The sequence below is a fragment of the Actinomadura chibensis NBRC 106107 genome (assembly GCF_001552135.1).
GTDB classification, from domain to species: Bacteria; Actinomycetota; Actinomycetes; order Streptosporangiales; family Streptosporangiaceae; genus Spirillospora; species Spirillospora chibensis.
Window position 1 is genome coordinate 1 of sequence record NZ_BCQP01000113.1, and the last position, 6,891, is coordinate 6,891.

General features: G+C 73.6%; 7 protein-coding genes. 3 read left to right on the top strand and 4 right to left on the bottom strand.

Going from position 1 to position 6,891, the window contains the following annotated elements; translation table 11 throughout:
• Positions 1 to 325: 325 nt before the first annotated feature.
• The 4 genes from disA to ACH01S_RS41560 form a co-directional block, all read right to left on the bottom strand.
• On the bottom strand, positions 326 to 1,408 hold the full coding sequence (disA, locus tag ACH01S_RS41545; protein WP_067905811.1) for a DNA integrity scanning diadenylate cyclase DisA: 1,083 nt from the start codon (positions 1,406 to 1,408) through the stop codon (positions 326 to 328).
• 113 nt (positions 1,409 to 1,521) lie between these two features.
• A complete protein-coding gene (gene radA / locus ACH01S_RS41550) occupies positions 1,522 to 2,958 on the bottom strand; it encodes a DNA repair protein RadA (protein WP_067905813.1) in 1,437 nt (478 codons plus the stop codon).
• 80 nt (positions 2,959 to 3,038) lie between these two features.
• Positions 3,039 to 4,136, bottom strand: a complete 1,098-nt coding sequence (locus tag ACH01S_RS41555; protein WP_246236456.1) for an alpha/beta fold hydrolase — start codon at positions 4,134 to 4,136, stop codon at positions 3,039 to 3,041.
• Between the two features lie 62 nt (positions 4,137 to 4,198).
• Positions 4,199 to 4,897: a class I SAM-dependent methyltransferase gene (locus ACH01S_RS41560; protein ID WP_067905815.1), complete on the bottom strand. Its 699-nt coding sequence runs from the start codon at positions 4,895 to 4,897 to the stop codon at positions 4,199 to 4,201.
• A gap of 159 nt (positions 4,898 to 5,056) precedes the next feature.
• Between ACH01S_RS41560 and ACH01S_RS41565 the strand changes: the two genes are divergently transcribed.
• The 3 genes from ACH01S_RS41565 to ACH01S_RS41575 all read left to right on the top strand — a co-directional run.
• Positions 5,057 to 5,944 (top strand): sugar phosphate isomerase/epimerase family protein, encoded by an 888-nt coding sequence (locus tag ACH01S_RS41565; RefSeq protein ID WP_083981742.1) that lies wholly within the window; start codon positions 5,057 to 5,059, stop codon positions 5,942 to 5,944.
• Positions 5,941 to 6,555, top strand: a complete 615-nt coding sequence (locus ACH01S_RS41570) for a TetR/AcrR family transcriptional regulator (protein ID WP_067905817.1) — start codon at positions 5,941 to 5,943, stop codon at positions 6,553 to 6,555. The genes ACH01S_RS41565 and ACH01S_RS41570 overlap by 4 nt, the downstream gene beginning before the upstream one ends.
• A gap of 93 nt (positions 6,556 to 6,648) precedes the next feature.
• Positions 6,649 to 6,891 (top strand): ATP-binding cassette domain-containing protein (locus tag ACH01S_RS41575; protein ID WP_218010585.1); only part of this gene is annotated, 243 nt, incomplete at its 3' end.

Below are 6,891 nucleotides of genomic sequence, written 5' to 3' on the forward strand. Positions count from 1 at the left end.
CCCCGCCCCGCGCCCCCGCCGCCGCGAGCGCTGTGCCGCTCGCGCCGCGCTGTGCCGTGCCGCCCGTGCTGTGCAGTGCCGCCCGCGCCGCCCCGCGGCTTGCCGCCCGCGCCGTGCTGTGCCGCCCGCCCCGCGCCGCGCCGGCCGTGCTGTGCCGTGCCACACGCGCTGTGCCGTGGGCACCCGCGCCGCGCCGTGCTGTGCCGCGCCGTGCTGTGCCGCCCGTGCCGTGTTTACCCGCCCGCGCCGCGCTGTGCTGCCCGCGCCGCGCTGTGCTGTGGCGTGGCGTGGCGTGGGGGGTTGGTTCTTGTCGGTGGTTGGGGTGTTAGACGTAGCGTTCGAGGATTGAGGATTCGGCTAGGCGGGAGAGGCCCTCGCGGACGCTGCGGGCGCGGGATTCGCCGACGCCGCCGACCGCCTGGAGGTCGTCGATGCTGGCGGCGAGGAGTTTCTGCAGGCCGCCGAAGTGCTCGACGAGGCGTTCGACGACCATGCTCGGCAGTCGCGGGACCTTGGCGAGGAGCCGGAAGCCCTTCGGGCTGACGGGCAGGTCGAGGGCGTCCGGGCCGGAGAAGCCCATCACCTCGGCGACCGTGGACAGGTCGAGCAGCTCGGTCGCGGAGAGCGTGTCGAGCGCCGTGAGGATGGCGGCGACGCCGCGGGCGCGGGTGTCGTCGGACGGGTAGTCGCGGACGATCAGCTCGCGGTCGACGTCCACGCCGGAGACCAGCTCGTCGAGCTGCAACGACAGCAGGCGGCCGTCGGTGCCGAGCTCGACGACGTAGCCCTCGATCTCGTCGGCGATGCGGCGGACCATCTCCAGGCGCTGGACGACGGCGCTGACGTCCCGGACGGTGACGAGGTCCTCGATCTCCAGCGCCGACAGCGTCCCGGACACCTCGTCCAGCCGCAGTTTGTAGCGTTCGAGCGTGGCGAGGGCCTGGTTGGCCTTGGAGAGGATGGCCGCCGAGTCTTCGAGGACGTAGCGGATGCCGTCGAGGTACAGCGCGATGATGTGCATCGACTGGCTCACCGAGATGACCGGGAACCCGGTCTGGCGGGCGACGCGCTCGGCGGTGCGGTGGCGCGTCCCGGACTCCTCGGTGGGGATGGTGGAGTCGGGCACGAGGTGGACGGCGGCGCGGACGATCCGGTTGCGGGCGTCGTCGAGGACGATCGCGCCGTCCATCTTGGCGAGTTCGCGCAGCCGGGTGGCGGAGAACTCGACGTCGAGTTCGAAGCCGCCCGTGCAGAGGTCCTCGACGGGTTTGTCCCAGCCGAGGACGATCAGGCCGCCGGTGTGGCCCCGCAGGATCCGCTCGAGTCCGTCGCGGATCTGGGTGCCCGGGGCCACCGCTGCCAACGTGGCGCGGCGGCGTTCGTCATGACCCTTGTCGTGTGATGGCACCTGACCCCCGGAGGTCGCTGGACGGCGTCAGTTTACCGAGGCGGGCCGCCGGCCGGTTCCTCCCCTGGTCGCAAGCGCGGGCCGCGCGGGGTAATACTCTGCCGCGCGCCGCGTCACGGGGCCGTAAAGGCGACCTGGAGCGCTTGCTGCAGGCTGTCCACCTCCATCACCTTCATGCCCTCGAAGCTGCTGAGCTGCGGGTCGGCGCGGCGGAGCGGCCCCTCGGCGAGTTCGAGGGAGCCGCGCGGGACGACGGCGTGCTTGAACCCGAGCCGCGCCGCCTCGGCGAGCCGCCGCTGCACGCCCGGCACGACGCGGACCTCCCCGGCGAGCCCGACCTCGCCGAGCGCGATCAGGCTGCTCGACAGCGACTGCTCGACGGTGGAGCCCGCGACGGCGAGCGCGAGCGCGAGGTCGACGGACGTCTCGGCGAGCCGCACCCCGCCGACCGTGGAGACGTAGACGTCCTGCTCGTGCATGGAGATCTTGCAGCGCTGCGCGAGGACGGCCAGCACCATCGCGACCCGCGACGTGTCGAGCCCGGACGTCGCGCGGCGCGGCGACGGCAGATGCGATTTCGCGACGAGCGACTGCACCTCGGCGACTAGCGGGCGGCGCCCCTCCAGGGTGACGGTGACGCAGGTGCCGGGGACGGGCTCGTCCCGCCGGGTGAGGAAGAGGCCGCTCGGGTCGGGCAGGCCGACGATGCCGACGTCGGACAGGTCGAAGCAGCCGAGCTCGTCGGTCGGCCCGTAGCGGTTCTTCACGGCGCGGATCATGCGGAGCCGGGAGTGCCGGTCGCCCTCGAAGTACAGGACGACGTCGACGAGGTGCTCCAGCAGGCGCGGCCCGGCGATCGCGCCCTCCTTGGTGACGTGGCCGACGAGCACGACGGTGACCCCGCGCTCCTTCGCGACGCGGATGAGGTTGGCGGCGACCTCGCGCACCTGCGTGACGCCGCCGGGCGCGCCGTCGACCTCGGACGTCCCGATCGTCTGGATGGAGTCGACGACGAGCAGCGACGGGTCGACCGTGTCGACGTGCCCGAGGATCGCGGACAGCTCCGTCTCGGCCGCGAGGTACAGGTCGTCGGTGATGGCGCCGACGCGGTCGGCGCGCAGCCGCACCTGCTCGGCCGACTCCTCACCCGTCACGTACAGGACGTTCCGCCCCGGCGACGCGCCGTTCGCCGACGCCTCGCCCCGCTTGGACGCGAGCGCGGCGACCTCCAGCAGCAGCGTCGACTTGCCGATGCCCGGCTCGCCCGCGAGCAGCAGGACGGCGCCCGGCACGATCCCGCCGCCGAGGACGCGGTCGAGCTCGTCCAGGCCGGTGGGGCGGGTCTGCGCGGACCGCACGTCCACCTGCCCGATCGGACGGGCCGGGGAGCTGACGGGCCCGGCGGACACGACGCGGGCGGGCGTGGCGGACGCGGCCTCGGCGACCGTCCCCCAGGTCTGGCACTCGCCGCAGCGCCCGACCCACTTGGACGTCTGCCAGCCGCACTCCGAGCACCGGTAGGCCGCCTTCGCCGTCTTCGCCTTCGCCATGCGCCGAAGCGTAGAGCCTCCCTCCGACAACGGCCGCGAGGTCGGGCCGCGAGGTCGGGCGGCGAGGTCGGGGCGCGAGGTTAGGTGGGGAGGGTTTTGCGGGCTCGTTCGATCAGGTCGGCGAGGTGGTCGGAGACGACGGCCGGGCGTTCCATCATGGCCATGTGCCCGGCCGCCGGGACGACCTCCAGCCGCGCGTCCGGGACGCAGGAGGCGATCTTGAGGCTGTGCTCGACCGGCGTGAGCAGGTCGTGCTCGGCGCCGATGACGAGGTTCTCCGCCCCGGCGAGCGCCGCGCAGTCGCTGATCAGCGCGGTGGAGATCATCGAGCCGAGGAACCCGGCGAAGGCGTCCATCCGCGTCTCGGTCATCATCTGCTCGGCGAACGCGACGGCGGCGGGGCCGCCGTCCGGGCCGAAGGCGATCAGGTCCTCGATGAGGACGGCGGCGCCGCGGCCGAGGTGGCGGACCCGCTCGACCGCGCCGGACCCGGCGCCGAGCGCGCCGAGCGCGCGGGGCAGGACGCGGTGCGTGGCGCGCGCGATCAGGGCGGGCGCGCCGAGCGTGATCTCGCCGAGCCCGCCGGACGAGGTGCACAGCAGCCCCGTCCCGACGATCTTGCGGCCGACCAGGTCGGGATGCGCGTCGACGTACCGCAGGATCGTCATGCCGCCCATCGAGTGCCCGACGAGGACGACGGGCGTGTCCGCCGGGACGGTCGCCTCGATCACGGCGGCGAGGTCGCCCGCGAGCCGGGACAGCGCGTAGCCGTCGCGGGCGCCGCCGTCGGAGCGGCCGTGGCCGCGGTGGTCCCAGAAGACGAGCCGCGCGAGGCCGCGCAGGGCCTTGCGCTGGAAGTGCCAGGAGTCCTGGGTGAGGGTCCAGCCGTGGCAGAACACGACGGCGAGGTCGGTGCGGTCGTCGCCGTCGACCTCGGCGTACAGCCGCGTGCCGTCGGCCGCGCGGACCGGGACGGGACGTCCCCGCAGCGACCCGAACGGCTCGCCCGCGAACGGGTCGGGACGCAGTTGCAGCCGCCGCAGCGCCCGCCGCTGGACGGCCAGCCCGGCGCCCGCCCCGGCCGCGCCGAGCGCGGTGGCGGCGACGGCGCCGCCGAGCATCCGCCCCCAGCGGAACCCGGAGTCCGCGGTGGCGATCGTCGTGGCGGCACGGCCCATGGCCGGTTCCTCCCGTTCGTCAAGGTCGCGACACGCCGTCCGGTGACCGACTCGTCAGTAACTCAAGGGCAACGCCACCACAAATTCACGGCATAGTCCACTTCCAGCCCCGGGTGCTCGCGGAGGAAGGCGTCGGCGAGCTCGGGCGGGAACTCGATGCGCAGGACGGCGGCGAGATCGTCCCGGTTCTGGAACGCCCAGCGGATCAGCAGCGGCTCGCGGTTGAAGCCGCGGCGCGTCCAGAACCGCTCGACGGCCTCCGGGTCGTATTTCGGCAGGCCGCGCCGGAACCAGCCGCCGAACGTCGACCGGGTCGCGTCGTTGTCGATGATGAAGACGGCGCCGCCGCGCCGCACGACCCGGTCCAGTTCGGCGAGGCCCGGCTCGCAGCCCGGACCGAAGAAGTACGCCCACCGGACGTGGACGACGTCGACCGACGCGTCCGGAAGCGGCAGCGCCTGCGCCGCGCCGACGCGGACGGTGACGTTCGGCAGGTCGCGGGTCCGGCGCGCGGCGGCGGAGGCGAGGCCCGCGTGCGGCTCGACGCCGATCACGCGGCGCGCGTCCGCGGCGAAGAAGGGCAGGTGGAAGCCGGTGCCGCAGCCGAGGTCGAGGACGTCGGCGCCGTCCCAGGGGCGGATCGCGCGCATCGCGTCCGGCAGCACGCCGTCCGGGTCGACGGCGCGGTTCTCCAGCTCGTAGACCTGCGGGGAGTTCCATATGTTGGGGCTCGGCACGGCGCCCGGCGCTATCTCGGCCACGGGGACAGAGGGTAGTCATGCCCGGCGGGGGGATAATCAGGATCACGCGGGGCGAGGGTTTCATCACCGCCGTGGCCGCATAGGCTTTCCTTTGCGTACCGCCGCGAACACCGCAGCCCCTACGAAAACCGTCGAGCGACCATTCCTGGCGAGGAAGCCTTGACCCCGCAGCACAACGGCGTCAGTTCTGCACCGGCTCTGCGTGTCCCGGACGCGCCGATCACGCTCTCCACGGCGTCGGTCTACCCGGAGAAGGTACCGAGCGCCTTCGAGATCGCCGCGCTGCTGGGCTACGACGGCATCGAGGTCATGGTGTCCACGGACGCCTCCTCGCAGGACCTCAACGTCCTGCGCCGCCTGTCCGACTACCACCAGGTGCCGATCAAGTCGATCCACGCGCCGTGCCTGCTGCTCACCCAGCGGGTGTGGGGGCGCGAGCCCTGGGGCAAGCTGGTGCGCTCCAAGGAGGTCGCCGAGGAACTGGGCGCGGAGGTCATCGTCGTCCACCCGCCGTTCCGGTGGCAGCGCGACTACGCCAAGGAGTTCGTCGACGGCATCGCCCGCATGCAGGACGAGACCGACGTCCTGTTCGCCGTGGAGAACATGTTCCCGCTCAAGGCGCGCGGCGCCGAGGCGGGCATGTACCTGCCCGACTGGAACCCCGTCGACCAGGACTACCCGCACGTGACCCTCGACCTGTCCCACACCGCCGTGTCCGGGTCGGACGCCCTCGACATGGCGGGCAGCCTGGGCGACCGGCTCCGCCACATCCACCTCGCGGACGGCGTCGGCATCACGAACAAGGACGAGCACCTCGTCCCCGGCCGGGGCAACCAGCCGTGCGGGGCGATGCTGGAGAACCTCGCGGAGGGCGGCTTCCGGGGGCACGTCGTCCTGGAGGTCAACACGCGGCGGGCGTCCAGCCGCGTCGAGCGGATGGAGGACCTCGCCGAGGCGCTGGCCTTCGCCCGCCTGCACCTCGCCGCCGCCGACCGCACCTGGGAGGTCACCCCCGCCGGCGAGGTCAGCCGCCGGGGCGGACGGTGACCGACGCCCGCCCGGGCCCGAACGGCGGGGGAGCGTCCCGGGGTCCCGGACGGCGCCCCGGCCCGACCGAGACCCGCGAGAAGATCCTCGCCGCGGCCCGCGACCTGTTCGCCGAGAAGGGCTACGACGGGACGTCCCTGCGCGCCATCGCGCGGACGGCGGGCGTCGACCCGGCCCTCGTCCACCACTTCTACGGGACGAAGGACGGCGTGTTCGTCGAGGCGATCCGCTTCCCCGTCGATCCGTCCGTGCTGCTGGCCCGCGCCGCGTCGTTCCCGAGGGACCGGCTCGGCGAGCTGATGGTCCGCACTTTCCTCGAAGTGTGGGGGGACGACGAGCGCCGCCGCCCGCTGCTCGGCATGCTGCGCTCGGCGATGACGAACGAGCGGGCGGCCGCGCTGCTGCGCGAGTTCGTCACGTCCGCGCTGCTCACCCGCGCGGGGAAGGCCACGGGGGCGCCGCGGCTCGCGCTCCAGGCCGCCGCCGGGCAGATGATCGGGCTGATGATCCTGCGCTACGTGGTGCGGGTCGAGCCGATCGCGTCCGCGTCCGAGGACGAGCTGGTCGACCTGGTCGCGCCGACCATCCAGCGGTACTTCACGTCCTCCTGAGCGCCACCTGAGCGCCCGCGCGCCCGAGTCTCCTGCGTCACAGGCATCCGGAACGCCTTGACCGTGCCCTCGTGCGCGACATAAATTCAACACATGATGAGTTCCAGTCCGGCGGTCCGCGTCCAGGACCTCCACGTCGTGCGCGGCGGCCGCGAGGTGCTGCACGGCGTCACCTTCGACGTGCCGCGCGGGTCGATCCTCGGGCTGCTCGGCCCGAGCGGCTGCGGGAAGACGACGCTGCTGCGGGCGATCGTCGGCGTCCAGCGCGTCGCGGGCGGCGCGGTCGACGTCCTCGGCGAGCCCGCAGGCTCGCCCGGCCTGCGGCGGCGCGTCGGG

Bases quoted from the DNA above. Each gene is read 5' to 3' on its own strand.
- radA (WP_067905813.1), bottom strand. From the start codon at position 2,958: ATGGCGAAGGCGAAGACGGCGAAGGCGGCCTACCGGTGCTCGGAGTGC.
- ACH01S_RS41555 (WP_246236456.1), bottom strand. From the start codon at position 4,136: ATGGGCCGTGCCGCCACGACGATCGCCACCGCGGACTCCGGGTTCCGC.